General features: G+C 71.8%; 24 protein-coding genes and 1 pseudogene. 16 read left to right on the forward strand and 9 right to left on the reverse strand.

The annotated features are described in order from the left end of the window. The first annotated feature begins 58 nt into the window (after positions 1-58). A complete protein-coding gene (locus DTL70_RS28990; RefSeq protein WP_114024969.1) occupies positions 59-940 on the forward strand; it encodes a LysR family transcriptional regulator in 882 nt (293 codons plus the stop codon). 61 nt (positions 941-1,001) lie between these two features. On the opposite strand, the gene DTL70_RS28995 is transcribed toward DTL70_RS28990, so the two are convergent. Beyond that, positions 1,002-1,829, reverse strand: a complete 828-nt coding sequence (locus tag DTL70_RS28995) for a class I SAM-dependent methyltransferase (RefSeq protein WP_220183668.1) — start codon at positions 1,827-1,829, stop codon at positions 1,002-1,004. Between the two features lie 50 nt (positions 1,830-1,879). On the opposite strand from DTL70_RS28995, the gene DTL70_RS29000 reads away from it, so the two are divergent. After that, positions 1,880-2,464 carry a TetR/AcrR family transcriptional regulator gene (locus tag DTL70_RS29000; RefSeq protein WP_114024971.1) on the forward strand — a complete coding sequence of 195 codons (585 nt, stop codon included), beginning with the start codon at positions 1,880-1,882 and terminating at the stop codon, positions 2,462-2,464. 33 nt (positions 2,465-2,497) lie between these two features. Here DTL70_RS29000 and DTL70_RS29005 read toward each other — a convergent pair whose 3' ends face one another. The 3 genes from DTL70_RS29005 to DTL70_RS29015 all read right to left on the reverse strand — a co-directional run bounded on the left by DTL70_RS29005 (position 2,498) and on the right by DTL70_RS29015 (position 5,328). Further along, on the reverse strand, positions 2,498-3,430 hold the full coding sequence (locus tag DTL70_RS29005; RefSeq protein ID WP_114024972.1) for a D-alanyl-D-alanine carboxypeptidase family protein: 933 nt from the start codon (positions 3,428-3,430) through the stop codon (positions 2,498-2,500). 804 nt (positions 3,431-4,234) lie between these two features. After that, positions 4,235-4,510 carry a DUF397 domain-containing protein gene (locus DTL70_RS29010; protein WP_114024973.1) on the reverse strand — a complete coding sequence of 92 codons (276 nt, stop codon included), beginning with the start codon at positions 4,508-4,510 and terminating at the stop codon, positions 4,235-4,237. Further along, a complete protein-coding gene (locus DTL70_RS29015; protein WP_114025039.1) occupies positions 4,507-5,328 on the reverse strand; it encodes a helix-turn-helix domain-containing protein in 822 nt (273 codons plus the stop codon). The genes DTL70_RS29010 and DTL70_RS29015 overlap by 4 nt, the downstream gene beginning before the upstream one ends. Before the next feature lie 111 nt (positions 5,329-5,439). On the opposite strand from DTL70_RS29015, the gene DTL70_RS29020 reads away from it, so the two are divergent. Continuing rightward, entirely contained in the window at positions 5,440-5,859 is a 420-nt protein-coding gene (locus DTL70_RS29020) for an ATP-binding protein (RefSeq protein WP_114024974.1), read from the forward strand. 17 nt (positions 5,860-5,876) lie between these two features. On the opposite strand, the gene DTL70_RS29025 is transcribed toward DTL70_RS29020, so the two are convergent. Then, positions 5,877-6,803 (reverse strand): LysR family transcriptional regulator, encoded by a 927-nt coding sequence (locus DTL70_RS29025; protein ID WP_114024975.1) that lies wholly within the window; start codon positions 6,801-6,803, stop codon positions 5,877-5,879. A gap of 155 nt (positions 6,804-6,958) precedes the next feature. On the opposite strand from DTL70_RS29025, the gene DTL70_RS29030 reads away from it, so the two are divergent. The 3 genes from DTL70_RS29030 to DTL70_RS29040 all read left to right on the forward strand — a co-directional run bounded on the left by DTL70_RS29030 (position 6,959) and on the right by DTL70_RS29040 (position 11,075). Next, positions 6,959-7,702 (forward strand): SDR family oxidoreductase, encoded by a 744-nt coding sequence (locus DTL70_RS29030; protein WP_114024976.1) that lies wholly within the window; start codon positions 6,959-6,961, stop codon positions 7,700-7,702. A gap of 287 nt (positions 7,703-7,989) precedes the next feature. Then, positions 7,990-8,625, forward strand: coding sequence for a hypothetical protein (locus DTL70_RS29035; RefSeq protein ID WP_114024977.1), 636 nt, complete (start codon positions 7,990-7,992; stop codon positions 8,623-8,625). Between the two features lie 74 nt (positions 8,626-8,699). Then, positions 8,700-11,075 carry a HelD family protein gene (locus tag DTL70_RS29040; RefSeq protein WP_114024978.1) on the forward strand — a complete coding sequence of 792 codons (2,376 nt, stop codon included), beginning with the start codon at positions 8,700-8,702 and terminating at the stop codon, positions 11,073-11,075. A 278-nt stretch (positions 11,076-11,353) separates the two neighbouring features. Here DTL70_RS29040 and DTL70_RS29045 read toward each other — a convergent pair whose 3' ends face one another. After that, positions 11,354-11,560, reverse strand: a complete 207-nt coding sequence (locus tag DTL70_RS29045) for a cold-shock protein (protein WP_114013783.1) — start codon at positions 11,558-11,560, stop codon at positions 11,354-11,356. Positions 11,561-11,852: 292 nt separating this feature from the next. Here DTL70_RS29045 and DTL70_RS29050 point away from each other — a divergent pair, with 292 nt between their 5' ends. Further along, complete coding sequence (locus DTL70_RS29050) at positions 11,853-13,298, forward strand: NAD-dependent malic enzyme (protein ID WP_114024979.1); 1,446 nt, start codon at positions 11,853-11,855, stop codon at positions 13,296-13,298. Positions 13,299-13,658: 360 nt separating this feature from the next. Next, the gene (locus DTL70_RS29055) at positions 13,659-13,940 is read left to right on the forward strand and encodes an HU family DNA-binding protein (protein WP_114013781.1); all 282 of its coding nucleotides are present in this window, start codon (positions 13,659-13,661) and stop codon (positions 13,938-13,940) included. Positions 13,941-14,213: 273 nt separating this feature from the next. Here DTL70_RS29055 and DTL70_RS29060 read toward each other — a convergent pair whose 3' ends face one another. Together DTL70_RS29060 and DTL70_RS29065 are read right to left on the reverse strand one after the other, a co-directional pair. After that, on the reverse strand, positions 14,214-14,888 hold the full coding sequence (locus DTL70_RS29060) for an HAD family hydrolase (protein WP_281278737.1): 675 nt from the start codon (positions 14,886-14,888) through the stop codon (positions 14,214-14,216). Between the two features lie 140 nt (positions 14,889-15,028). Beyond that, the gene (locus DTL70_RS29065) at positions 15,029-15,772 is read right to left on the reverse strand and encodes a GntR family transcriptional regulator (protein WP_114024980.1); all 744 of its coding nucleotides are present in this window, start codon (positions 15,770-15,772) and stop codon (positions 15,029-15,031) included. Between the two features lie 337 nt (positions 15,773-16,109). On the opposite strand from DTL70_RS29065, the gene DTL70_RS29070 reads away from it, so the two are divergent. The 5 genes from DTL70_RS29070 to sph are packed head-to-tail and all read left to right on the forward strand — an operon-like array spanning position 16,110 to position 21,208. After that, on the forward strand, positions 16,110-17,273 hold the full coding sequence (locus DTL70_RS29070) for an ABC transporter substrate-binding protein (RefSeq protein WP_425470419.1): 1,164 nt from the start codon (positions 16,110-16,112) through the stop codon (positions 17,271-17,273). Further along, positions 17,273-18,202, forward strand: a complete 930-nt coding sequence (locus DTL70_RS29075) for an ABC transporter permease (protein ID WP_245979947.1) — start codon at positions 17,273-17,275, stop codon at positions 18,200-18,202. Before DTL70_RS29070 ends, DTL70_RS29075 begins: the two co-directional genes overlap by 1 nt. Continuing rightward, positions 18,190-19,053 carry an ABC transporter permease gene (locus DTL70_RS29080; RefSeq protein WP_114024983.1) on the forward strand — a complete coding sequence of 288 codons (864 nt, stop codon included), beginning with the start codon at positions 18,190-18,192 and terminating at the stop codon, positions 19,051-19,053. The genes DTL70_RS29075 and DTL70_RS29080 overlap by 13 nt, the downstream gene beginning before the upstream one ends. Then, positions 19,050-20,195, forward strand: a complete 1,146-nt coding sequence (locus tag DTL70_RS29085) for an ABC transporter ATP-binding protein (protein WP_114024984.1) — start codon at positions 19,050-19,052, stop codon at positions 20,193-20,195. Before DTL70_RS29080 ends, DTL70_RS29085 begins: the two co-directional genes overlap by 4 nt. 29 nt (positions 20,196-20,224) lie before the next feature. Further along, positions 20,225-21,208 carry a sphingomyelin phosphodiesterase gene (gene sph / locus DTL70_RS29090; protein ID WP_114024985.1) on the forward strand — a complete coding sequence of 328 codons (984 nt, stop codon included), beginning with the start codon at positions 20,225-20,227 and terminating at the stop codon, positions 21,206-21,208. Positions 21,209-21,298: 90 nt separating this feature from the next. Here sph and murA read toward each other — a convergent pair whose 3' ends face one another. Next, positions 21,299-22,627 carry a UDP-N-acetylglucosamine 1-carboxyvinyltransferase gene (murA, locus tag DTL70_RS29095; RefSeq protein WP_114024986.1) on the reverse strand — a complete coding sequence of 443 codons (1,329 nt, stop codon included), beginning with the start codon at positions 22,625-22,627 and terminating at the stop codon, positions 21,299-21,301. Positions 22,628-22,990: 363 nt separating this feature from the next. Between murA and DTL70_RS34565 the strand changes: the two are divergent. The 3 genes and pseudogenes from DTL70_RS34565 to DTL70_RS29110 form a co-directional block, all read left to right on the forward strand. Next, positions 22,991-23,263: pseudogene (locus DTL70_RS34565) on the forward strand (YqgE/AlgH family protein); the annotation flags it as partial. 162 nt (positions 23,264-23,425) lie between these two features. Then, entirely contained in the window at positions 23,426-23,968 is a 543-nt protein-coding gene (locus DTL70_RS35210; RefSeq protein WP_425470423.1) for a YqgE/AlgH family protein, read from the forward strand. Positions 23,969-24,096: 128 nt separating this feature from the next. After that, on the forward strand, positions 24,097-24,399 hold the full coding sequence (locus tag DTL70_RS29110) for a DUF3039 domain-containing protein (protein ID WP_114024987.1): 303 nt from the start codon (positions 24,097-24,099) through the stop codon (positions 24,397-24,399). The last annotated feature ends 105 nt before the right edge of the window (positions 24,400-24,504 follow it).

Below are 24,504 nucleotides of genomic sequence, written 5' to 3' on the forward strand. Positions count from 1 at the left end.
TAGGGATTCTTCCTACGCGGGTGAAATGCCGATTCCGCAGTGGTTATGCTCGGGAGGCATGACCATGGAGCTGCGCCACCTGCGGGCCTTCCTCGCGATCGCCGAGGCGGGCAGTGTCACCCGTGCCGCCGCCCGCCTCCACGTGGGGCAGCCCGCGCTCTCGCGCACGCTGCGCCAGCTCGAGGACCACCTGCGGACCCGCCTCGTGGACCGTTCCACGCACCATCTCGAACTCACGGCCGCCGGACGCGCGTTCCGTGACAAGGCGGCGGCCGCCCTCGCCGCGGTCGAGGTCGCGCTCGACCCCCGCGGGCTGACGGCCTGGCCGCTGCGGCTCGGCCACACCTGGGCGGCGCTCGGCGACCACACCGTGCCGCTGATGCGCCGCTGGGACGAGGCGCATCCGGGCGTGCCGCTGGAGCTGCGGCGGATCGACGACGCCACGGCGGGGCTCACGCGGGGCGCGGTCGACGTGGCTCTGCTGCGCGGCACCGTCACCGTCTCGGGGATCGCCACGCGCCTGCTGCTGCGGGAGGAGCGGGTGGCGGTCGTCTCGGCGGACAGCTCGCTGGCCGCGCTGCCGCAGGTGACGCTGGCGGACCTCGCCACCCGCCCGATCGCCCTCAACACCGTCTCGGGCACGACCACGATGGACCTGTGGCCGCCCACCGCCCGGCCCGTGGGGGCCATCGAGGTGGCCAACACCGACGAGTGGCTCATCGCGATCGCCGCGGACCGTGCCGTGGGGGTGTCCACGACGGCCACGCCGCGCAACCACACGCACCCCTCGCTGGTCTACCGTCCGCTGGTGGACGCGCCTGCCGTACCCGTGGTCCTCGCCTGGCGCGAGGGCCCAGGACACCCGGCCGTCCCCGATCTCGTGGCACTGGCGTGCGAGGTCGTCGCGGGCGGCGGGGAGGACGAGGGCGGCACGCCGTAGCCGGCAGGCGTGCTACACCGGCCCGCCCCCCACCGGCACCGGCACCGGCCTCCGCGTCGGCTCAACTGCCGGTGGCGGTCCGCCGCGCGGTGACCACCACGGAGGTGTACGGCATCGTGAACGCGCCGCCCATGGCGTCGATGGCGGCACCGGTCGCCGCCATCAGTTCCCGGAGCGTGGCGGCCGGCATCCGGGCCGCCACCCCGCTGGTGGGGATCTGGTCCAGCCAGGCGTCGCGCGTGTAGGACCGCTCCCAGGTGAACCGCCACTCCTCCGGCTCGTCGAACGCACCGGCCCGCCGTATCCCGTCGGCGGCCGTCGCGAGCAGTGCCACGTGCCCGTCGAGGGCGGGCTTCGCCCACTGGTTGAGCGGCTCGTGAGGCAGCACCCGCTGGTGCACGTCGTGGAAGGCCGCCGCGACCTCGGGCGAGGGCGCGGGGACGTTCCAGAAGAGGGCCAGCCTGCCGTCCGGGCGCAGCACCCGGGCCGCCTTGGCCGCCCCGGCGACGGGGTCGACCCAGTGCCAGGTCTGGCCCGCGACCACGGCGTCGAACACGCGCCCGGCCGCGTCCCAGTCCTCGAACGCCGCCACCTCGGTCTCGACGCCGCCGCGCCGCGCGAAGGCGGCCATGCGTGCGTCCACGTCGAGGCCGAGGACGTGGCAGCCGACTGCCTCGAACTGGCGGGCGGCGATTCCGGTGCCGCAGCCGACGTCGAGCACGGAGGGGCCCGGACTGCCGGCGGCGATCCGCCGTACCAGCGCTTCCGGATAGCGGGGCCGCGCCCGGTCGTAGCGTGCGGCGTCCACGCCGAACGATTCGGCCATCCGGCGTTCCTGATGGGATGCGGGCGTGGCGGACTGTGCGCCGTCCGGCGGTAGAGTGGGCATGCGCCCACCGTAGTGGGCACATGCCCACTAGGCAACGGAAAGGGATGCGAGTGCCGACCGGAGTGCACCTGAGCGACGTACGCGGCAGGCTCTTCGACGCCGCCGAACGCGTCCTGCTGCGGGAAGGGCCCAGCGCGCTCACCAGCCGGGCCGTCACCACGGAAGCCGACTGCGCCAAAGGCGTACTGCACCGGCACTTCGCCGACTTCGACGGCTTCCTCGCCGCACTCGTCCTCGACCGCATCGCCCGGCTCGACGCGCAGACCCGCGCACTGTGCGACGCGGCCGGGAGCCGCACCGTCGCCGACAACCTCACAGAGGCGCTGACGACGGTGTTCGAGTCCGTCGCCGTCGCGATCGTCGGACTGGTCACCTCACGCGACGAACTGCGGGCCCGGCTGCGCGCGTCCCGCCCCACGGGCGTCCCGCTGCTCGCCGAGGCCACGGCGATGATCGCCGCCTACCTCGCCGCCGAACGCGGCCTCGGCCGCGTCGCGGCCGACGCCGACATCGACGTCCTGGCCCCGACGCTGATCGGCGCCGCGCATCTGCTCTTCGCCGACCGCACGGGCACCCCGCCCGACACGGCGGCCGTGCACCGGTCCGTGGTCACGGTCCTTGCCGGGGCGGGGTGACGCCCCCGCCCACCCGCGCGGGCAGGGGGGCCGTCAGTCCTGCGCGCCGTCCGACGGTTCTTCCTCGATCTCCATGTCCTTCGCGTCGTCGGACCCGAAGCCGTGGTCCAGCAGTTTGGCCGCGTCCTGGAACCTGTCCTTGCTGTTGAGGACCGCGCCGACGAACTCCTTGTCGCCACGGGTGGCGGCGAACACCAGGCACTCGCCCGCCTTGGCGGTGGTCCCGGTCTTGATGCCGATCACGCCGTCGTACGCGTCGAGGAGATGGTTGGTGTTGTTCCAGGTGTAGTAGCGGGTACGGCCGTTGGCGGCCGGGGCCTCGCTCTTGAACTTCTCCGTCTTGACGGCCTTGCGGAAGACGGAGTTCCGCATCGCGTGCCGGGCCAGCTGCACCAGTTCCTTCGGGGTGCTGGCGTCCTCGCCCGTCCCGTCGAAGGTGGAGAACCTCGTCTTGTTCAGGTGCAGCGAGTCGGCCTTGGCGTTCATCTTCCCGACGAACGACTTCACCCGCTGAGTCTTGGTGTCGCCCTCACCGAAGGTGTCGGCCAGCGCGTAGGCGGCGTCGGCGCCCGACGGCAGCAGCGCGGCATAGAGCAGCTGGCGGACGGTGAGCTTGTCGCCCGTCTGAAGATCAGCCGTGCTGGCGTGGTGCTCGGTGACGTAGTCGCGGTACGCCTGCTCGACCGGAACCCGGCGCCCCAGGTCCACGTTCTCGGTGTCGAGGACGACAGTGGCGACCATGATCTTCGTCGTGCTCGCGATGGGGCGGACGGTGTCGGCTTCCTTGGTGAAGACCGACTTGCCGCTCTTGCCGCTCACGTCGACCAGCGCGGCGCCCTTGGCGGCGACGGTCGGAGGGGTGTCGCGGGAGATGACGGCGTGGGCGACCAGTGGGGTGGCCACGAGCAGCGCCCCGCCGCCGGCGACAGCGGCAACGACCTTACGGCTCGGCTTTCTGACAGTCATCTGGGAGTGCTCCGCATCTGCGGTGTGGCGTCGGTGGGGGTGCTGCGCGCGGCGGCGACGCGTGCGCTCGCTCCGCCATCCGTGGGGCACGGAGCCGGACGCCGCCGCCGAAGCTCGCACTGGCTTCACGGGAACGCGGGATCACCGGTTCAATCCGGCGCGCCGCCACGGGATCGCCGGGCGCGCATCAGTTGTGATGCCGAGCCCTGGGAGGAAGTTCACGGGAACGGGAAACTTATCGAGGGCTGCGACCGGGAAGGTCCCCCTCCACCTCTCCGGCCGGGCGTGCCGACTCCGAGGGCAGTCAGAGTCCGGACGCCGATGCCTCGTCCAGGACGCGGGAGAGGTCGGCGGGCAGGCGCAGGACGGTGTGCAGGCCGACCCCCGTGCGGCCCGTGCTGCCCGGTTGCGGCAGCGCACGGCGAGACGGAACATCCCCCGTGGGCCCGGGTGTGCTGCCCCTCCGCTCTGGGGCGTGCCCCGCCGCGCGCGCCACCTCGCCCAACCTCACCGGCTCGGGAAGGCGTTCGGTAAGGAGGCGCGGTGCGGACCGCACGGCGGGGTGCCGGGGGCGGTCCAGGAGCCCCGAGTATGCGCGACGGCGGCCGGTCTCTTCCTGTTCGGAGCCGCCGCCCGTGGAGCCCGAACCGGTCGAGCCCGCGTTCTTGGCGCCGTCACCGTCACCGTCGTCCGCCGTCGCGGGGATCTCCGGCCGGGTCCACTGGCCGATACCTCTCGTGTGGTGGCGGCCGAGAGGTGCGCAGGACCTGATGTAGGAGCGTCACCCCCTGAGGGGGTGACGAGTCAGGGTTGGGTGGTGGTGGCGTGGGTGGTGAACCGCGCCCAGGCGGCGGGGGAGAGGGCGAGGGCGGGCCCGCCCGGGTTCTTCGAGTCCCGCACGTGCACGACGCCGCGCGAACAACTCGCCACCTCCAGGCAGTTGCCGCCTTCTGTCCCGCTGTAGCTGGACTTGTGCCAGGTGTAGGCGACTTCGAGGCAGGCGCCGCCCTCGCTGCCGCTGTAGCTGGACTTGAACCACGCCAGGTTGCCGGTGCCGGGTGTGGACTGTGCGTTGCTCATGCCTCTCCTAGCAGCCGATCTAGCAGGCTTCGGGAGTCTTCGATGTTGAGAGCCTGCGTTCGCAGCATCGCATACTTCCGAGCAAGAATGCTGACCTCGTTCGGTTCGGAGACGAGCATGCTGCCACGCTGGGTCTCCATGTATCCCAACTGCTCGTTCTCGGGGGTTTCCAGCACGATGAAAGGGCCATCGAGTCCGGCATGAGTCTCTCGACCGAGCGGCATGATCTGGATCGAGACACCCGGGAGGTCCGAGTCTCGCCGGAGGCGACACATCTGCTGGCGACGAGCCGCGTCTCCACCTAGCCGGTCCATCAACACGGCTTCAGAGATGACGAAGCTCGCTGAGGGCGGAGTCTTCCGGTGGAACACGCTCTGACGATCCATACGACCGGCAACCTGGACCTCAAGCTCGTCCGCGCTCAACGGCGGCTCTTTGCTCCGAAAAACCGCTCGGGCGTAATCCTCCGTCTGCAACAGTCCGGGCAACACCTGGTTCTCGAACCAGTCGATGGCCAAAGCTTCCCGCTCCCGATCGATGAACTCCTCCGCCCACAGCGGATACTTGTCCATCTCGGGGAGGTTGGCGACGGCGATCGCCAGCGAGTTCTTCGTTCCGAGGATGTCGTCCAACAGTTCCGCGAGGTCGCTCTTGAGGGGGCGTCGGCCCTGTTCGATGGAGGCGATGGTCTCCTCGTCGACACACGCCTGTTTGGCGAGCCCGCACTGCGTGAAGCCCGCCACGCGGCGGTAGTTGGCCAGCAACTGGCCGACCATCTTCATGGCGGACGCATTCTTCTGACGCTTCTTCTGTGGCATAGCCATGTCTCTCCCCAACCCACGCCCGGTTGAGTTTTGCCGGGGCCGTACAGCCGAGCTGTACGACCTCCCTCCCTGGTGAGCGTATCCACAGATCGCGACGGTTCTCTCATGAACCGGGAAACTCATCTGCCCCATTTCCGTGAGCACTTCTACCGCAGGGAGCGCCGTTCCATTCCCCGTTCTCGCGCATTTGTACGGGAGGCGCTCACCGCCTGGGGTGTGGGCGAGCGGCGCGACGACGTACTCGTCTGCGTCAGCGAGATCGCGACGAACGCGCTGCTGCACGGCGTACCGCCCGGACGGGGGTTCCGCGTCATGATCTGGCTGGATCATGACGGCCTGCTCCGCGTGGAGGTGCACGACAGCGGTGACGGCGCACCCCGCGTCGGGCGCCCGGACGGCGAGGCCGAGTCGGGCCGGGGCCTGCTCCTCGTCGAGACGCTGGCGGACAAGTGGGGGGTGGGGGAGCGGAACCCGGGAAAGGTGGTGTGGGCGGAGTTCGCCGGCTGCTCGCCCGGTGACAGGTGACGGCGGGACTCCGCGCGTCAGGCCCCGCGGACGAGGTTCTCCTTCGCACAGGCGCGGAAGGGGCCGAGGAGCGGGTGGGGGTCCGCGTGGCGGGTGGCGACGACCACCTGGCAGGGTTCGATGTCCTCGACGGGCACGGTGACCAGGTCGTCGCGGAGAAAGCAGCGTCGGTCCCCGACCGGCACCAGGGCGACGGCCCGGCCGTCGGCGACGACCTCCAGCTTGTCCTCGAAGGTGTCGACGAGCAGCGGACCGAGGGGGGCCGGGCTGCCGTCCGAGCGCGGGTCGAGCCGCCAGAAGCCGGTCCACACCGCGGCCATACCGGCGCAGGCCACCAGGGGCTCGTCGGCGAAGTCCGCCGAGGTGAGGGACTCCTCGCCGGCGAGCCGGTGGTCGGTCGGCACGAGGAGCGCGCGGGGTTCGTCGTAGAGGACCGTCACCTGGAGGCCGTCGGCGGGGATCGGCAAGGGGGTGCGCAGGACGAGGGCGTCCACCCGGCCGTCGGGCAGGGCGCGGGCCTCGTCCCAGTCCAGGTGGCGGGTGCGCACGTGCGCGGTGGGGAAGCGGCGCCGCAGGTCCCGCACCGCGAGGGTGATGACGAGGTCCTCGACGTAACCGACGGTGATCGTGCGCGGGGGCGCGGCGTCGCGGGCGGTGGTCACCGCATGCCGGGCGTTGTGCAGCAGCGCCTGTGCCTGCGGAAGGAAGGCCGCTCCGGCCGCGGTCAGCGTGCTGCCCTGGGGGGTGCGCTCCAGCAGGCGCACCCCGAGGGCGTCTTCCAGCCGCTGGATCTGGCGGCTCAGCGAGGGCTGGGCGACGTGCAGCGCCGCGGCCGCCCGGGCGAAGTTGAGGTGCTCGGCGACGACCGTGAAGTACCGCACGAGCCGCAGATCGAGGTCAGGGCCGGGACTTGGCGCTGACGAAAGCGGGGCTTTGTCTGGCACACCGACACCCTATCCGTCATGCGGATGCCGCATGACGGGGTGCGGAACAGGTCTTGGACCGCCCTGGTCCGACGGCTGTTGACTCGTGGGTGTCCGGTCGGGGCGGCCCGCCGGAAGGGGAAACCACCAGTCTTCGTCGAAGGAGTGTGTCCGTCATGGGCAGGTTCGAGGGAAAGAAGGCCGTGATCACCGGCGGCAGCAGCGGGTTCGGGCTGGCCACGGCACAGTTGCTCGTGGACGAGGGGGCGCGGGTGCTCGTCACCGGGCGTGACCGGGCCCGGCTCGACGCCGCAGGCGAACAGCTCGGCCCGCAGGCGATCACGGTGGTCAGCGACGCCGGGTCGCTGTCCGACACCGATGCGCTGGCGGACCGGGTGAAGACCGAGTTCGGCACGGTCGACGCCCTGTTCGCCAACGCCGGCGTCAACGGGTTCGCGCCGTTCGGGGAGACGAGCGAGGAACTCTTCGACCAGCTCATGACCATCAACGCCAAGGGCCCGTACTTCACGGTGCAGAAGTTCGTTCCGTTGCTGCCCGCGGGCAGCGGCGTGGTGCTCACCACCTCGGTCGCCAACGCCCTGGGGCTGCCCATGCTCAGCGCCTACGCGGCCGGCAAGGCGGCGCTGCGCTCGATGGCCCGCTCGATGGCCCGGGAACTCCTGCCGCACGGCATCCGGGTCAACGCGGTCAGCCCCGGCCCCATCGACTCCGGGATCCTGGAGAAGTCGATGCCGAAGGACGCCGCCGAGCAGACCAAGGCGGGGATGGCCGCGGACAACCCCATGGGGCGCATGGGGACACCGGCCGAGATCGCCAGGGCGGTGGTGTTCCTCGCCTTCGACGCCACCTACACCACGGGCGCCGAGCTGGTCGTCGACGGCGGCGGCTCCCAGCTGTAGGCCCGCCCTGTCGGGGCCTAGACTCACCTGCCGATCATGGAGCGGCCGAACGGGGGGCGAACTACGTGACTGGCCAAGGTGGTTACGGCAACGGCAGGGTCCCCCATGGCCACCGGTCCGGCCCGGGCACGTACGGCCACCGGTCCGGGCCGGGCGCCTACGGCCACCGACCCGGCCCGGGCGCGTACGGCCACGGGCCCGGGCGGGGCGCCGCACCACGGCGCCGGCTCGCACGGCCGCAGAACGCGGCGCGCCGCGTCTTCGACCCGCCGTGGATACCGGAACCGGTGGACCCCCTGGTCGAAGGCCTCAAACGCGTCCGTGTCGTCGCCGGGCTGGTGACCGCTCTGGGCGTCTACACCGTGGTCGCGGGTGGCTTCTCCCTGGAGGAGGCGCTGGAGAACGTGGTGGTGGCCTCGCTGGTGCTGCTGGTCGTCACGCCGCTGACCGTCGGGGTGCTGCTCATGGTGTGGCGGTCCGGTGGCCCCATCCGGCCGCTGCGCGGCTCGCTGTGGGGGTCGCTGATCCTGCTGCTGCGGTTCGTGGGGACCGCGCTGCTGACCTTCACCGTTTTGCGCGTGGCGCCCACGTCGGGGCTCTTCGTGCTGCTCCTGGGCCCGCTGGGCCTGTGGCTGCTGGCGTTCCTGGGCTGCGCCGCCGTACGGCTGAACGCCAACTTCTTCGGTACGGCCGCCGTGCACCGCGCCCTGCCGCCGGTGCTCGCGACGGTCACCGCGTGGCTGACGGCCGTGCCCGATCTGGTCACCGGGGACCTCCACGGGCTCGGCCTGCGACTCGGCGTCGTCTTCATCCTCGGCGCGCCGGTGACCGTGACGGCTCTCGGCCTGCTGGAGACCCGCAGGCTGCGCCGCCACCACGGCGTGCGCCTGCGGAGTCACCCGCTGGCGCCCGGGGCTCGGTGACAGGGGCCGCCCGGCGGGGCGGAATCGCGTACGGTTGACGGCTGCCCTAGGGAGAGCAGAAGGGGGCCGCCGCGTTGAACGCGCAGCACACAGCGGAGCCACAGAGCGTCCGCGACCGCGAGATCCGCGCGGAGCAGAGCCATCTCGACCGGGTCTACCTGCGGCTGGAGGAGAAGATCCACGAGGCCGAGTTCCTCATGGACGACGCCTCCAAACGGGGCCAGGTCGGCACGCCCGGCGCCCTGGCCGAACGCGACGCGCAGGTCTTCCGCGCCGGCATCCACCTCAACCGCCTCAACAGCGAGTTCGAGGACTTCCTCTTCGGCCGTATCGACCTGCTCGAAGGCAAGACCGGCGAACGCGGTCCCGACGGCGCCTACATCTCGGTGGAGCCCGCCGACGGCGCCCTCCGCGAGGCCACCGACACCGACGCGAACGGCAACGGGGGCACGGGCACGGTCAAGATCGCGGATATCGCGGAGACCCTGCACATCGGCCGTCTCGGCGTCCTCGACGCCGACTACACGCCCCTCGTCATCGACTGGCGCGCCCCCGCCGCCGCCCCCTTCTACCGCGCGACACCCGTCGCTCCGGGCCGCGTGGTGCGCCGCCGCGTGATCCGCAGCAAGGGCCGCCGTGTGCACAGCGTCGAGGACGACCTGCTGCGCCCCGAGGCCACGGCACGGCTCGACGGGGAGGCGCTGGCCGTCGTCGGCGACGGCGCCCTCATGGCCGCCCTCGGCCAGGCGCGCGGCCACACCATGCGCGACATCGTCGCCTCCATCCAGGCCGAGCAGGACGAGGTGATCCGCGCGCCCGCCGCCTCCGTCACCGAGGTCGAAGGGGGCCCCGGCACCGGCAAGACCGCCGTCGCCCTGCACCGCGCCGCCTACCTGCTCTACCAGGACCGGCGCCGCTACGCCGGGGGCATCCTCATCGTCTCGCCCACCCCGCTCCTGGTCTCCTACACCGAAGGTGTCCTGCCCTCCCTCGGGGAGGAGGGGCAGGTCGCCATCCGCGCGCTGGGCTCCCTCGCTCAGGAGACGGCGGGCGCCACGGCCACCACGTACGACGCACAGCGCGTCGCCCGCGTCAAGGGCTCGGCGCGCATGGTGAAGGTGCTGCGCAAAGCCGCACGCGGGGCGCTCGATATGGGCCTGCGCGCCCCCGTGCCCGAGCGGCTGCGCGTGGTCGCGTTCGGGGCGCGCGTCGAACTCGACGCCACCGAGCTCGCCGCCGTACGCCAGCAGGTCCTCGGCGGCACGGCGCCCGTCAACCTGATGCGCCCCCGCGCGCGCAAACTCCTGCTCGACGCCCTGTGGGACAAGTCCGGTGCCCGCCGCCGGCACGACGACCCCGAACTGGCGGCGGAGCTACGGGCGGGCTTCGACGAGGACATCGCGGGCGAGGACGACTTCACCGCCTTCCTCGAGGCCTGGTGGCCCGAGGTGACCCCGCGCCAGGTCCTCGGCGCCATGGCAGACGAGAGCCGGCTCGCCCGCTGGGCCCGGCGCGTGCTGCGGCCCGCGGAGGTCCGCACCCTCGCCCGCGCGCTCGCCGCCCGGCTCACCCCCCTCGGCGAGGGCGAACTGTCCGTCCACGACATCGCGCTCCTCGACGAACTGCGCACCCTCCTGGGTACCCCGGCCCGCCCCAGGAAACGCGAGGCCGACCCCCTCGACCAGCTGTCCGGCCTGGAGGAGCTGACCACCGCGGCCGACCGCGACGCCGGTGCGCGGCGGGCGTACCAGGGCCCGGGCGGGGGCGCCCAGGAACGTACCGAGTACGCGCACGTCATCGTCGACGAGGCCCAGGACCTCACCCCCATGCAGTGGCGCATGGTGGCGCGGCGCGGACGCCACGCCACCTGGACGATCGTCGGCGACCCCGCGCAGTCCTCCTGGACCGACCCCGACGAGGCCGCCGCCGCCCGCGACGAAGCCCTCGGCAAGCGGCCCAGGCGCCGCTTCGAGCTCACCGTCAACTACCGCAACCCGGCCGAGCTGGCTGTCCTCGCCGACCGGGTGCTCGCCCTGGCCATGCCGGGCACAGCGCCGCCGCGCGCCGTGCGCTCCACCGGCGTCGAACCCGGGTTCACCGTGGCGGGCGACGACCTCGGCGCCTCCGTCCGCGAGGCCGCCGCACAACTGCTGGAGGAGGTGGAGGGCACCGTCGGCGTCGTCGTCGCCATGGCCAGGCGCGAGGAGGCCCGCGGGTGGCTCGCGGGGCTCGGGGAGCGGATCGTCGCGCTCGGCAGCCTGGAGGCGAAGGGGCTCGAGTACGACGCCTCGCTCGTCGTCTCACCGGCCCAGATCGCCGACGAGTCGCCCGCCGGGCTGCGAACCCTGTACGTCGCCCTCACCCGCGCCACCCAGCGCCTCGAGGTCCTCAGCACGGCAGCGGACCTCCCCGACGAGACGGGCGCCCCCGACCTGTTGCGGGCCGACTGACCGGTGGGCCGACCGGCGGGCTGACGGGGGGCGACCTGCGGGTGGAGCCGTCCGTTCAAGGAGGACCGGTCGAGGGGAAGTGCGAGCCCGGGGTGGTTTGTTAGCCTGGAGGTGGCACCGGCCCGATCCATGCCCCCGGGCCCAACCATAGGCGCTTCGAGCGCCCACTTGCCGCGAGGCGAGCTGGCGGGTCGGTGTCACTGAAACATTCGCGGAGCGAGAGGGCTCCCGCCGTCACCACGGCGGGAGCCCTCTCGTCGTGCGGGGGTGCCTCGGCGTCAGCCGACCACGCGGACCCCGTCGGCCTGGGGCCCCTTGCGGCCCTGGGTGATCTCGAACTCGACGCGCTGGGAGTCCTCGAGACTCCGGTATCCCTCGCTGTCGATCGAGCTGTAGTGCACGAAGACGTCCGGTCCGCCGCTCTCCTGAGCGATGAAGCCGTATCCCTTCTCGGCGTTGAACCACTTGACCGTGCCCTGAGCCATGTTGCGGGTCTCCCATGAAGTGCAGAGGCAGTGTGCGGGCCGATCTTAGGCCGGATTCTGTCTGTTTCAGGGAGATTGATGGCGATTTTCCTGCGAAGGAGTGGGGGGTCCTGCGGGGGTGACAGCCTCTCGGATGGTGGAATACGATTTCCGAAACCAGGGACGCGTTACCGCGTACCGGGGGGTAGGTGGGAATATCTGTTGACGTGCCGCGCCGCTGGCCGTAAAAAACGCGGCGGAGTGGGGCGCGCACGTGCACAACGTGACAAGGGAAAGCAGAGGGAAGTCGGCAATGGCGCCAAGCGTCTCCTACTCGATGACGGTCCGCCTGGAGGTCCCCGCAGGCGGGACGGCGGTCAGTCAGCTCACCACGGTCGTGGAGTCGTCCGGCGGCTCGGTCACCGGCCTCGACGTCACCGCCTCGGGCCACGAGCGGCTGCGGATCGACGTGACGATCGCCGCGAGCTCGACGGCGCACGCCGACGAGATCGTGGCCGAGCTGCGCTCCATCGAGGGCGTCACACTCGGCAAGGTCTCCGACCGTACCTTCCTGATGCACCTCGGCGGCAAGATCGAGATGTCGTCCAAGCATCCGATTCGCAACCGTGACGACCTGTCCATGATCTACACGCCCGGCGTGGCACGCGTCTGCACGCAGATCGCCGAGCACCCCGAGGACGCCCGGCGCCTGACGATCAAGCGCAACAGCGTCGCCGTCGTCACCGACGGCTCCGCCGTGCTGGGCCTGGGCAACATCGGCCCCAAGGCCGCACTGCCCGTCATGGAGGGCAAGGCGGCCCTCTTCAAGCGCTTCGCCGGCATCGACGCCTGGCCGATCTGCCTGGACACCCAGGACACCGACGCCATCGTGCAGATCGTCAAAGCCCTGGCGCCTGGCTTCGCCGGCATCAACCTGGAGGACATCTCCGCGCCCCGCTGCTTCGAGATCGAGGCGCGGCTGCGGGAGGCCGTCGACATCCCCGTCTTCCACGACGACCAGCACGGCACCGCCATCGTCGTCCTCGCCTCGCTCTACAACGCGCTGCGCGTGGTCGGCAAGCGGATCGAGGACATCCGCGTGGTGATGTCGGGCGCGGGCGCCGCCGGCACGGCCATCCTGAAACTCCTGCTGGAGGCGGGCGTCAAGCACGCCGTCGTCGCCGACATCCACGGCGTCGTGCACGCGGGCCGCAAGGACGTCGCCGACGCCGACCAGAACTCGCCGATGCGGTGGGTCGCCGACAACACCAACCCCGAGGGCCACACCGGCACCCTCAAGGAGGTCGTGGTCGGCGCGGACGTCTTCATCGGCGTCTCCGCCCCGAACGTGCTCGACGGCGACGACGTCGCCAAGATGGCCGACGGCGCCATCGTCTTCGCGCTCGCCAACCCCGACCCCGAGGTCGACCCCGCGGCGGCCCGCGAGTCCGCCGCGGTCGTGGCGACGGGCCGCTCCGACTTCCCCAACCAGATCAACAACGTGCTGGTCTTCCCCGGCGTCTTCCGCGGCCTCCTGGACGCGCAGTCGCGCACCGTGACCGACACCATGATGCTGGCGGCAGCCCGCGCACTCGCCGACGTCGTCGGCGAGGACGAGCTGAACCCGAACTACATCATCCCCAGCGTCTTCAACGAGAAGGTCTCCGGCGCGGTCGCGGGAGCGGTCCGCGAGGCCGTACAGGCCACCGGCAAGAGCGCCCTGAGCGAGCCGGCCAGGGCCACCTCCACCCAGGCCTGACCCGGCCGGGGCCCCGCCCCGCTCCGCCGGGGGCTCACCCGAGCCCCCGGCCCGGCGCGTCGTGGGAAGGTTCACCCGGGCGGCCCTCTAGGGTGGCCGCAACCGGAGACGTCCGGAAGACATCGGATTGGCTTTCCCGCCGCAGGTAGGGGCAGGATGCATTCCCAAGGACTTGTCCGAGGGGGTAACCCCGCCGAGGACGTCGTCCGGGGGGATACCCCACGGGGCGCGCGGGCCCGAAGGCGGACCCGGGTCCGGAGACTGTCGTAGGGCCCTGGCAGCATCGGCTTCGCTTGGTCCGAAATGCGGCTCTGCCGCGTGGCACGCCTCATCGGCAAGAAGAACACGGGAGTACGAATTATGAACCGCAGTGAGCTGGTGGCCGCTCTGTCCGAGCGGGCCGAGGTGACCCGTAAGGACGCCGACGCGATCCTGTCGGCATTCGCCGAGACCGTCGGCGAGGTCGTCGCCAAGGGCGACGAGAAGGTCACCATCCCCGGCTTCCTCACCTTCGAGCGCACCCACCGGGCTGCGCGCACCGCGCGCAACCCGCAGACCGGTGACCCGATCGAGATCCCGGCCGGGTACAGCGTCAAGGTGTCGGCGGGCTCCAAGCTCAAGGAAGCTGCGAAGGGCAAGTAAGCCTCAGCACCCAGGGCGGCCTCCCTCCGGGGAGGCCGCCCTTTCGCATGCGCCCGCGCCCCCATGGGGCGCCCGCCTCCCACAGCCCCGGTCGGGGGCCGGGGCCACCGGGGTGCCCCTGGCCCTGGCGGGCCGACTGCCGGTGCGTCGTGGCTGAGCGCGCAGTTCCCCGCGCCCCTGCGGGGCGCACCCGCAGGGGCGCCCGCGAGGGCGAGGCGCACTCCCTAGGCGGAGCCCACCCGGCCAGGGCACCTCTCAACAGAGCCCGCCCGGCTAGGGCAAAAGGGGCGCGGGGAAGGGGAGCCGCGTGAGGTCCACCTCTTCGAGGGACCGGACCAGGAGGGTGTCGGCTCCGGAGGGGATACCGTCGACCGTGGGGACGGCCACCACCCGGCACCCGGCGGCCCGCGCCGACGCGGCCCCCGTGGGCGTGTCCTCGACGGCCAGACAGGCCTTGGGAGCCACCCGCAGGAGCCGCGCGGCGGCGAGGTAGGGGTCGGGGTGGGGCTTGCCCCGTTCGGTCTCTCCGTGCGCCACCGAGCAGGTGAAGCGGTGCGGCCCGAGCGTGTCCAGCACGAGGTCGGCGATCACGCGTTCGGACGCCGTGACAAGTGCCACAGGCACGCCCAGGGCCCGGGCGCTGTCGAGCAGGCGCAGGGCGCCCGGCTGCACCGTCACTCCGGCTCGCACCCGTGCGGTGAAGGTCTCGCCGAGCTGGGCCTCGGCGGCCTCGGCCGCCATCTCGGTGCGCTCGGCGACGAGGGCTCCCGCTCCGTCGAGCGGGAGCCCGGCGAAGGGCTTCAGCGCGGCCTCGTCGGCGTCGGCGCCGTGTGCGGCCAGCAGGTCGGCCAGGGTGGCGAGCCAGTCGCGTTCCGTGTCGACGAGGGTGCCGTCCATGTCGCACAGGAGGGCGGCAGGCAGGGCGGCGGGCGTGAGGGTGGTGGGCAATGCGTGCTCGCAGTTCTCCGAGAAGGGGGCGGACGGGATCGGGCCCAGGCGACCACCGGCCCCGGCCCCGGGTCGGGGCCGGGCGCGGGCGCGGGCGGAGGCGGGGGCCGGCGCGGGCCCGGGGGCCCGGCCCGGGCCGCTCAGGCGCGGGTGCGCGCGAGCGGGTTGGTCTGGGTGGAGTTGCGGACGGTGAAGACGACGGATCCTGGACGGTAGCGGTCGTCCGAGGTCTCCACGGGCCGTCCTTCGGCGGTGGTGGTGGTGCGGCGTACGCGCAGCAGCGGGCTGCCCCGGCGCAGCCGCAGGTGGTCGGCGTCGGCGGTGCCGGCGGCGACGGCGTCGAGGTGGTGTTCGCCGTGGGCGAGGACGAGTCCGGTGTCGTCGTAGAGCCGTTGGGTGACCGATTCGCAGTCCTCGGGCAGTGCCGCGACGGCCGTGCCGATCCATTCGGCGTAGACGGTGCGCTCCAGCAGTACCGGTTCGGAGTCGAGGGTGCGCAGCCGCAGCACGCGCAGGACGGGGTCCTTGTGCCGTACCTGGAGCAGGCCGGCCTCGTCGGTGCGGGCGGTGTCCCAGGAGGAGGCCAGGACCCGGCCGCCCGCGGTGCGTCCGCCGGCGCGCGCCCACTGGGCGAAGCTGCGCAGTTCGGTGAAGCTCTGGCTGGGTGTGGTGGACAGGACGACGCGGCGCGCGCCTTGCCGGGAGCCGATGAGGCCTTCGGCGAGCAGCGCGGCGACGGCTTGCCGCACGGTGCCGCGTGAGGCGTCGTGCGCGGCGGCGAGTTCGGCTTCGGAGGGGAGTGCGGCCCCGACCGGATAGTGCCCGTCGGCGATGGCGCGCCGCAACTCGTCGGCGATCCGCTCGTGGCGCCGGGGCTCGGACATGGGGCGGCTCCTCGTGGTGCTGCGCGGTCTCGTCGGTGCGTGCGCGCGCTCGTCGGTGTGTGCGCGCGGTCTCGTCGGTGGTGCGGGGTCCTGTGCTGGTGCGCGGGCTTGGCCCGATCATGCCACCTGTGCGCAACGAAGTGCACATCCACGGGTGTGGCAGATGCGTATAACCCCAGTTCAGCGGTGCTAAACCTGTTCGCAAATAACGCTTTGAGCTGGGGGTTTGAGGATGCCCCAGGCTTTGCGCCGCCGGGTGGGTGCTGTTAGCTTGCCCAAGCTCAATGAATCGAGCTTGTCCATACAGGTGGCGGGCGCGAACCCCGGGAGTAGAGACGTGAAGGCACACCATCACAGCCGCCGAGGCCTCCGTGGCAGCCGAGTGCTGGCTGCCGCGGCAGCGGCCGTCACCCTCTCCGCCGTGGCCACGGGTTGCGGCTCGGCACCGGCGCAGGGTGGCGACAGCGAGGCGGCGAAGGCCCGCTCGGCCGCGGACCTGGGCGGCATGGACAAGCTGGTGGAGGCGGCGAAGAAGGAGGGCGAGCTCAACGTCTACGCCCTCGCGCCGACCTGGGCCAACTACGGCGAGATGATCAAGGCCTTCGAGAAGAAGTACGGCATCGAGGTGCACAACGAGGATCCGGGCGGCAGCAGCCAGGGCGCGTTGAACGCCGCCGCCAAGCGCAAGGGCCAGGACCGCGCCGTCGACGCCCTGGACCTGGGCACCTCCTTCATGCGGGCCGCCAAGTCCAAGAAGCTGCTGACGCCCTACAAGGTCAAGGGCTGGGCGGACATACCCGACTCGCAGAAGCAGCCCGACGCGTCCTACATGAACAACTACGGCGGCTACATCTCCATCGGCTGCGACGCCAAGGCCGTCAAGGAGTGCCCCAAGACGTTCGAGGACCTGCTCAAGCCGCAGTACAAGAACAAGGTCGCTCTCAACGGCAACCCGAACGAGTCCTCCTCGGCGTTCTCCGCGATCATCGCCGCGGCCCTCGCCAACGGCGGCGGCTTCGACGACGTGCAGCCCGGCCTCGACTTCTTCAAGAAGCTCAAGAAGGCGGGCAACTACGTGCCCGTGGAGTCCACCAAGGCGACCATCCAGAAGGGCGAGACGCCCATCTCCATCGACTGGGACTACCTCAACCTGGGCTACGGGGCCGAGCTGAAGTCCAAGGGTGTCGACTGGAAGGTGAACGTCCCCCAGGACGGCCAGTACTCGCAGTACTACAACCAGGGCGTCAACAAGTACGCGCCCCACCCGGCCGCGGCCCGGCTGTGGCTGGAGTTCCTCTACAGCCCCGAGGGCCAGAACATCTGGCTGCGGGGCTTCTCCCGGCCGGCGCTGCTGGAGGAGATGGAGAAGGACGGCACCGCCGACGAGAAGGCCGCGGCCAAGCTGCCCGAGGTCGACGGCACGCCGAAGTTCCCCAGCGCCGAGCAGGAGGCCAAGGCGCAGAAGACCATCAGCCAGGGCTGGGGCGCGGCGGTCAGCTGATGGCTGTGACGACCCCCGCCCCCGCCCGTACGAGCGAGGAGCCGGCACCACCGGCGCCCGCGCGCCCGGCTCGCCGGCGCGGCGCGGCCGTGCGCCGGTGGCGCTGGCCCGCCGTCGTGCCGTTCTTCGCCTTCATGGCCGTCTGCTTCGGCCTCCCGGCCTGCACCCTGGCCTACAACGCGTTCACCGTCATCGACCCGGACACCGGCGCGAGCCACCACAGCCTGGAGAACGTGCGCACCTCCCTGTCCGGCGCGTACGCCACCGGCCTGGCGGGCAGCGTCAAACTCTCCCTGCTCAGCGCGGTGGTGGCCACCGTGCTGGGCACCGTCATAGCCCAGGCCGTACTGGCCTCGCGCCGCAGCGCCCTGCGCAAGGCCGTCGTCTCCGCTTCCGGTGTCTTCGCCAACTTCAGCGGCGCCCCGCTCGCCTTCGCCTTCATCGCCACGCTCGGCACCACCGGTACCGTGACGCGGCTGCTGCACCTGAAGGCGACCGGCTTCAGCCTCTACACGTTCGCCGGACTGGTGCTCGCCTACCTGTACTTCATGGTGCCGCTGATGATCGTCACCATCCTGCCCGCGCTGGACGGCGTGCGCGCACAGTGGCGGGAGGCCGCCGCCTCCTGCGGCGCCACCCGCGCCCAGTTCTGGCGCCATGTGGGGCTGCCCGTGCTGATGCCCTCGCTGCTGGGGGGCGCCGTGCTGATGTTCGGCACCGCCTTCGCCTCGCACGCCACCGCCGCCGTGATGACCGGCAGCTCCGTACCGCTGATCACCATTCAGATCGCCAACGCCCTCTCGGGCAACGTCCTCGTCGGCCAGGAGAACCTCGCCCTCGCCATGAGCCTCAACATGGTGGTCATCGCGCTGCTCGTCATGGCCGTACAGATCCCGCTGCAACGACGGAGCAACCGATGGCTGGGCTGACCGTGACCCCCGCGCGCCGCGCACGCCCCGCGCGCCGGAAGCGCTCGTACGGCAGCGCCCTCGTGCTGCTGCTGGCCGGGCTCTACTTCCTCGTCCCCGTCGCCGCCTCGCTCTGGTTCACCGTCGACGACCCCGCCAAGGGCGTCACCCTCGACGCCTACGCCAAGGGCCTCGGCGACGACGGCATGGCCACCAGCCTCGGTCTCTCCCTGCGGCTGGGCCTGGCCACCGTCGCCCTCGGACTGCTGCTGATGGTGCCCACCATGGTCGTCGTCACCCTGCGGCTGCCCAAGCTGCGGCGCGTCGTCGAAGTGCTGTGCATGGTGCCGCTCATCGTGCCGCCCGTCGCCCTGGTCGCCGGGGTCAGCACCGTACTGTCCTGGCAGCAGGACCTGGCCGACACGCCCCTGTGGGGCACCTTCCAGGTGCTGGTGAACAAGAACTTCCCGCTGGTGCTCGTCCTCGTCTACACCGTCATGTCGCTGCCGTTCCTCTACCGCTCGCTGGACGCGGGTCTGCGCGCCGTGGACCTGGCCACCCTCGTGGAGGCCTCACGCAGCCTCGGCGCCTCCCGCCTCGCCACCCTGTGGCGGGTCGTCGTGCCCAACCTGCGGCCCGCCCTCGTCAGCGGCGCCGTCCTCAGCCTGGCCATGGTGCTGGGCGAGTACACCGTCGCCACGGTGCTCGGATTCGAGCCGTTCTCCGTGTGGATGGTCCACGTCGGCGAGTACGAGGCGCAGCTCTCCGTCGCCGCCGCCATGCTCAGCCTGCTCATCACCTGGGGCCTGCTGCTCCTGCTCACCAACCTCGCCGGCGGGCGGGCCCGTAAGGGGAGGAAGACCACCGCATGACCACCACCGCCACGACCGCGCACCAGAGCCCGCCGGCCGCCGAGACCCGCTCCGGCGGCGTCGGCCTGCGGCTGGGCGGGCTGCGCCGCACCTTCGGCACCACCACGGCGCTCGACGGACTCGACCTGGACATCGCCCCCGGCGAACTCGTCGCCCTCCTCGGCCCCTCAGGATGCGGCAAGACCACCGCACTGCGCATCATCGCCGGCTTCGAGACCGCCGACGCGGGCGAACTCCTGATGGGCGGCGAGGACGTCACCGCCACCCCCGCCAACCGGCGCGACATCGGCATGGTCTTCCAGTCCTACAGCCTCTTTCCCAACATGACGGCCGCCGAGAACGTCGCCTACGGGCTGCGCGTCCGCAAGGCCCCCAAGGCCGAGCGCGCCGAACGCGCCGCCGAACTGCTGGAACTCGTCGGGCTGCCGGGACGCGACAAGCACTACCCGCACCAGCTCTCCGGCGGCCAGCAGCAGCGCGTCGCCCTCGCCCGCGCGCTGGCCATCCGGCCCCGCGTCCTGCTTTTGGACGAGCCGCTGTCCGCACTCGACGCCAAGGTGCGCCTCCAACTGCGCGAGGAGATCCGCCGCCTCCAGCTGGAGCTGGGCATCACCACCGTCTTCGTCACCCACGACCAGGAGGAGGCGCTGTCGATGGCCGACCGCGTCGCCGTGATGAAGGACGGCCGCCTGGAGCAGTGCGCGCCCCCCAGCGAGCTGTACGAGCGGCCCGCCACGCCGTTCGTCGCCGAGTTCGTCGGCACCATGAACCGGCTGCCCGGCGTCATGGGCGACGAGCGCACCGTTGAGGTGCTGGGGCAGCGGCTGCCCGTCCACGGCGACTGCCCGGACGCCGGACACGCGGTCGAGGTCCTGCTGCGGCCCGAGAGCCTGCGGGTCAGCGCCGGGGAGGGCGGGAAGCCCGGCGCGGCCGTCACCGCTGACGGCGCGGGCCCCGGCGAGGCGGCGACCGTGCGCGTCGCCACGTTCCTCGGCGGCACCACCCGCCTCCACCTGACCACCGCCTCCGGCGCCGAGGCCAAGGCCGACCTGCCCAGCTGGGAGGCCGGCTCCCTCACCCCGGGATCCCGGTGCACGCTCACCCCGCACGACCACCCCGTTCTCGTCGAGGAGACCGCGTGAGATTCCGTTCCGGTGGAGGAGGAGACCGCGTGAACAGTTCCCGTCGCCGCTCGCGTGCCGCCCTGGGCACCGTCGTCCTGGCCGTCACCGCCGCGCTCGGCGCCGCCACCCCGGCAGCGGCCGCCGCACCCTCCTCCGACACCCCGCGGCTGAAGGTGCTCAACTACAACACCTTCCTGTTCAGCAAGAACCTCTACCCCAACTGGGGCCAGGACCACCGGGCCGAGGCCATCCCGAAGGCGGACTTCTTCCAGGGCCAGGACGTGGTCGTGCTGGAGGAGATGTTCGACAACTCCGCCTCCGACGCGCTCAAGAAGAACGCCGCCGACCGCTACCCGTACCAGACCCCGGTGGTGGGCCGGAGCACGAGCGGCTGGGACGCCACCAGTGGCGCGTACTCCGCTGTCACCCCCGAGGACGGCGGCGTCACCCTGCTCAGCAAGTGGCCCGTGCTGCACAAGGAACAGCACATCTTCACGGACGGCTGCGGCTCCGACGCCTTCTCCAACAAGGGCTTCCTCTACGCGGTGCTGGACGTGCGCGGCACCAGAGTGCACGTCGTCGGCACCCACACGCAGGCCACCGACTCCTCCTGCGGCAGCGGCGAGGACGTCTCCGTACGCGCCGGCCAGTTCAAGGAGATCGACACCTTCCTGGACGCCCAGCACATCCCGGCCGACGAACAGGTCGTCGTCGCCGGTGACCTGAACGTCGACCGCCACGGCGACGCGTACGCCTCGATGCTCTCCGACGCCGGTCTCGTCCCCGCCGACGCCCGCACGGGACACCCCTACTCCTTCGACACGAAGGAGAACTCCGTGGCCGCCGACCGCTACCCCGACGACCCGTCCGAGGACCTCGACCACGTCCTGCACCGCCGCGGCCACGCCCGCCCGGACAACTGGACGAACCACGTGGTCAAGGAGCGGACGGAGCCCTGGACGGTGACCAGCTGGGGCAAGGAGTACACCTACGGCAACCTCTCCGACCACTACCCGCTCACGGCGGGCTGACGCGGGCAGACCGCCGTCACGTGTGGCCTGCGCGCACGCACGCGGGCCCGCTCCGGCAAGGGAGCGGGCCCGCGGCGGTGACGCGTGCGGTCACGGATGTTCGAACTTGGCGCCCAGATCCACCAGCTTCTGCTGGAAGTTCTCGTAACCGCGGTTGATCAGGTCGATGCCGTGCACCCGCGAGGTGCCCTGCGCGGCCAGCGCGGCGATCAGATACGAGAAGCCGCCCCGCAGGTCCGGGATGATCAGATCGGTGCCCTGGAGCTTCGTCGGCCCCGACACCACCGCCGAGTGCAGGAAGTTGCGCTGCCCGAAACGGCACGGCATGCCGCCCAGGCACTCGCGGTAGAGCTGGATGTGCGCGCCCATCTGGTTGAGCGCGGAGGTGAAGCCGAGACGCGACTCGTACACCGTCTCGTGCACGATCGACAGCCCCGAGGCCTGCGTCAACGCGACCACCAGCGGCTGCTGCCAGTCCGTCTGGAAACCGGGGTGCACGTCCGTCTCCAGCGCGATGGCGTTCAGCGGGCCGCCCGGGTGCCAGAAGCGGATGCCCTCGTCACCGATCTCGAAGGCGCCACCGACCTTGCGGTAGGTGTTCAGGAAGGTGATCATCGAGCGCTGCTCGGCGCCCCGCACGAACACGCTGCCCTCGGTCGCCAGCGCCGCGCTCGCCCACGAGGCCGCCTCAAGCCGGTCCGGCAGGGCGCGGTGCGTGTAACCGCCCAGCTTGTCCACGCCCGTGATGCGGATCGTACGGTCCGTGTCCAGCGAGATGATCGCGCCCATCTTCTGCAGGACGCAGATCAGGTCCTCGATCTCCGGCTCGACCGCCGCGTTCGACAGCTCCGTGACGCCGTCCGCCAGCACCGCCGTCAGCAGCACCTGCTCCGTCGAGCCGACCGACGGGTACGGCAGCCGGATCTTGGTGCCGCGCAGCCGCTGCGGGGCCTCCAGGTACTGCCCGTCCGCGCGCTTCTCGATCGTCGCGCCGAACTTGCGCAGCACGTCGAAGTGGAAGTCCACCGGACGCCCGCCGATGTCGCAGCCGCCCAGACCCGGGATGAAGGCGTGACCGAGCCGGTGCAGCAGCGGACCGCAGAACAGGATCGGAATCCTGGACGAGCCCGCGTGCGCGTCGATGTCCGCGACGTTGGCGCTCTCCACATGGGACGGATCGAGCACCAGCTCGCCGTCCTCGTCCCCCGTACGCACCGTGACACCGTGCAGCTGGAGCAGTCCACGTACGACCCGGACATCGCGGATGTCCGGCACGTTGCGCAGGCGACTCGGTTCGCCGCCCAGCAGCGCGGCGACCATGGCCTTGGGAACGAGGTTCTTCGCACCCCGCACACGGAGCTCACCCTCGAGCGGGGCGCCACCGTGGACGAGGAGTACGTCGGCTGGGCTGTCGGTCATGGATCTCCGCGATTCCGCGAGACGGGATGGGACAACAGGCAAGCGTAATGGCCCCGTCCGGGGCGAACCCAAGCCCGAAGGGGGCCTGCGACTGTCACAGGTAAGCAATAACACGCTGGGTTAGATGTCCGTTGCGTACCGTGTTGCGACGGGTGGGTCCACCGCGGAGGCGGCCCCGTCGCGACGGGGCCACGACGGGTCTGCAACGGGGCGGCCACTGTGCCACGGCGGGACGGCCGGCACGTCCCCGGCCCCCTTCCCACCCCCTTTTCCACCCCCTCTTCGCCCCCGATCACGCCCCGAACGCCCTTCGATCCGGCCGTTGGGTCCCCGCGAAAGGCCCGGGTGCGGGATCATTGCGGTATGACCGAGGTGTCCTCGCTCACCGGGCGGCTGCTCGTCGCCACACCGGTGCTGGCCGACCCGAACTTCGACCGCGCGGTGGTGCTCCTCCTCGACCACGACGAGGCGGGCTCACTGGGCGTCGTCCTCAACCGCCCCACCCCGGTGGACGTCGGCGACATTTTGGAGCCGTGGGCTCCCCTCGCCGGCGAGCCGGGCGTCGTCTTCCAGGGCGGCCCTGTCTCCCTCGACGCCGCCCTCGGCGTCGCCGTGGTCCCCTCCCGAAGAACGGGGCGGGGCGACGGTGACGTGGGTACCGGCACGGATGCGGATGCGGGCGCCGATGGCGAAGAGGAGAGCGACGGGGGCGGCACTGCTCGTGGCGGCGGCGCTCGCGGCGGCGCGGCCGATGCCGGGGCCGGTGTTGCGGAGGGCGGCTCCGAGCCCGGTGGGGATGTGAGCGGGGGTACGGGCTCGGGTGCGGCTGCCGGCACGGGTGCCGGTGCGGAAGCGGTTGCCGGCACGGGTGCCGGATCCGGCTCCAAGGCGGGGTCGGAAACCGGGTCAGGACCCGGGACTGAGGCCGGCGCCGATGCCGGGTCCGGGGCCGGGGACGGGACCGTCGAGCCGGACACCGGCGGGGCCGGGGACGCGGCGGGTTCCATGGAGGCCATGGAGGCCATGGAAGCCGTGCTCGACACCGACGGCCCCCTCGGATGGCGCCGGGTGCACGGCGCCATCGGCCTCGTCGACCTGGAGGCCCCGCCCGAACTGCTCGCCGCCGAACTGGGCTCCCTGCGGATCTTCGCCGGGTACGCGGGCTGGGGCCCCGGGCAACTGGAGAAGGAGCTGTCCGAAGGCGCGTGGTACGTGGTCGAGTCCGAGCCCGGCGACGTCTCCTCGCCCGACCCCGAGCGGCTGTGGCGGTCGGTACTGCGGCGGCAGCGCAGCGAGTTGGCGCTGGTCGCGACGTACCCCGACGACCCCTCCCTGAACTGACCGCAGCCCCATGGCCCGGGGCCCCGGCCCCCGAGGCGGTACGCCCGGCGCGGCAGGGCCCCGCAGGGGTGACGCGGGTCACCGCCCATGCCTGACGTGTCACGGGCGCATGAGTACCCTTGGACCGCATGAGCACTCTTGAGCCCGAGCGCGGGGCGGGCACCGGCACACTCGTCGAACCGACCCCGCAGACATCGCACGGTGACGGCGACCACGAGCGGTTCGCCCACTATGTCCAGAAGGACAAGATCATGGCGAGCGCGATGGACGGTACGCCCGTCGTCGCGCTCTGCGGCAAGGTGTGGGTCCCGGGGCGCGACCCCAAGAAGTACCCGGTCTGCCCCATGTGCAAGGAGATCTACGAGACCATGGGCCCCAACGGGGACAACGGCAAGGGCGGTAAGGACGGCAAGGGCGGCGGCAAGAAGTAGCCCCCGGGCCTGTCAGCGCCGGCTCAGCGCTGAGCGCCCCGCGCCCGCGCGCACCCGCGTAGTGCCGCAGCATGCGAACCGCGCCTCGTCCGCCCTCTTCCGGGA

The sequence above is a fragment of the Streptomyces diacarni genome, from assembly GCF_003323715.1.
Taxonomy (GTDB): Bacteria; Actinomycetota; Actinomycetes; order Streptomycetales; family Streptomycetaceae; genus Streptomyces; species Streptomyces diacarni.